The organism is Halorubrum sp. AJ67 (genome assembly GCF_000513435.1).
The window spans coordinates 8,205-9,900 of record NZ_CBVY010000019.1; the positions used below are offsets into that span (position 1 = coordinate 8,205).

General features: G+C 70.4%; 2 protein-coding genes. One reads left to right on the forward strand and one right to left on the reverse strand.

What is annotated here, in order from left to right:
• A partial coding sequence (locus BN903_RS12920; RefSeq protein ID WP_048078125.1) for a phospholipase D-like domain-containing protein occupies positions 1-398 on the forward strand: 398 nt, incomplete at its 5' end.
• A gap of 28 nt (positions 399-426) precedes the next feature.
• Here BN903_RS12920 and BN903_RS12925 read toward each other — a convergent pair.
• A partial coding sequence (locus tag BN903_RS12925; RefSeq protein ID WP_048078126.1) for a RecJ like exonuclease occupies positions 427-1,696 on the reverse strand: 1,270 nt, incomplete at its 5' end.

A 1,696-nucleotide genomic window follows, 5' to 3' on the forward strand; every position in this document is an offset into this window, starting at 1 on the left:
GCGCGGCCGACCGCGGCGTCGACGTTCACCTGTTGCTCTCGGACGCGTGGTACGACCGGGAGGCGAACCGCAACCTCTCTGAGGCCCTCGCGGACGAGCCGATCGCCGTCGACCTCGCCGCGCCGCGCGGTCGGTTCGGGAAGGTCCACGCGAAGGGGATCGTCGTCGACGACACGGCGGTCGTCGGGAGTCTCAACTGGAATCCCAGCGCGGAGACGAACAACCGCGAAGTGGTGATCGCGGTCGAAAACGAGTCCGTGGCGGACTTCTACGCCCGGGCGTACGCGGCCGACTGGCGGGGCGGCGGGGTCCACCTCCCGATCGGACTCCTCGCCGGGTTCGGCGTCGCGCTCGCGGGAGCCGGTGCCGTCGCTCGGCGGGAGATCGCGGTCGGGTGAAGCGGGACCGAGGGCGGAGTCGCCGCGGTTAGTCGTCGAGCGCGATGGTCGAGGAGAGCGCCTCGTCGATCTCGGCGTCCGCCATCTTCGCGACGAGCGCCTCGATCACCTCGCTCCGGCGTCCCTTCACGAACTTGATCGAGCCGACGACGAGGTGCCCGCCGCCGGAGACGCCGGCCTCGGGTAGCTCCTCGTTCAGCTCGGTCACCATGTTCGGGATGTCGAGCCGGACCCCGTCCGAGCGCAGGACGGAGAAGTCCGGCCCGTAGCCGATGGTGATCACGGGGTCGCCGGTCTCTTTCACCTTCGCGTCGTGGAGTTCGCCGGTCGTCTTCCCCGGCGCGGGGTAGGTGAACCGGTGGGCGTACTCGTCCAAGTCGATCCGGTAGAGGTGCGCCCCGGAGGCGAGCCGCTCGTGTTCGACGTGGTCGTCGACGGCGTCGAGCTGGCGCTCCACGTCGCGTTCGGCGCGCTCGGAGAGGAACGCCACGAGTTCCTCGTGGCGCTCCTCGTCGTCGCAGCCGACGTTGAGGGCGTCGTTGACGAGGGTCTTCCCCTCGGAGTAGCGGAGCCAGTGGGCGGCGTAGTCGAGCGCCTCGCCGATGTCGAGGAGGTCGGACTCGTCGTAGCCCGCGTCCTCGGCGAGCGCGACGTAGTCGTCCATCGCCTCCGCCTTCGAGCGGTCGGAGAGCCCGGCGACCGCCGGCACGTGTTCGAGCTCCTCGGTGATCGACGGATCGATGAGACGGGCGAGCTCGACGCACATCATCCCCGTGGTGACCCGGTAGTCCTCGTCGTGGAGGTAGGGGTTGACGTGGGCGTCGAGCAGCGGCTCGACCGCCTCGGGGTCGGGGTGGTGGTGGTCGACGGCCGCGATGGGGATGTCGTAGTGCGCGAGGTTCTCGTAGGCGGGCACGTCCTCCTCGGTCGACCCGTTGTCGAGCATCAGCAGGAAGGGGAGCTTCTGGCCGTGGCGGGCGCGCCCCTCTAAGGCGAAGTTCAGGTCGCGGGTGACGTCCTCCATCTCGTAGTACGGGGCCTTGCTCGGGAGCCGCTTGAACAGGTGCCGCGCCGCGTCGGGGTCCCCGTGGACCTCCTCGACGAAGTTCTCTAAGGCGAGCTGGACGGGGATCGCGGCGCACATCCCGTCGCCGTCGGCGTGGTGGCGGACGCGGATCGGGCGGCCGGCGAGGACGGTCCGGCGGAGGAGCCGCGCCAGCTCGCGGAGGTCGTCGTGGATCGGCTCGAACGCCTCCCACTCGACGAGGGGGTCGACGTCGGTCGGTTCGGCGCGCTCG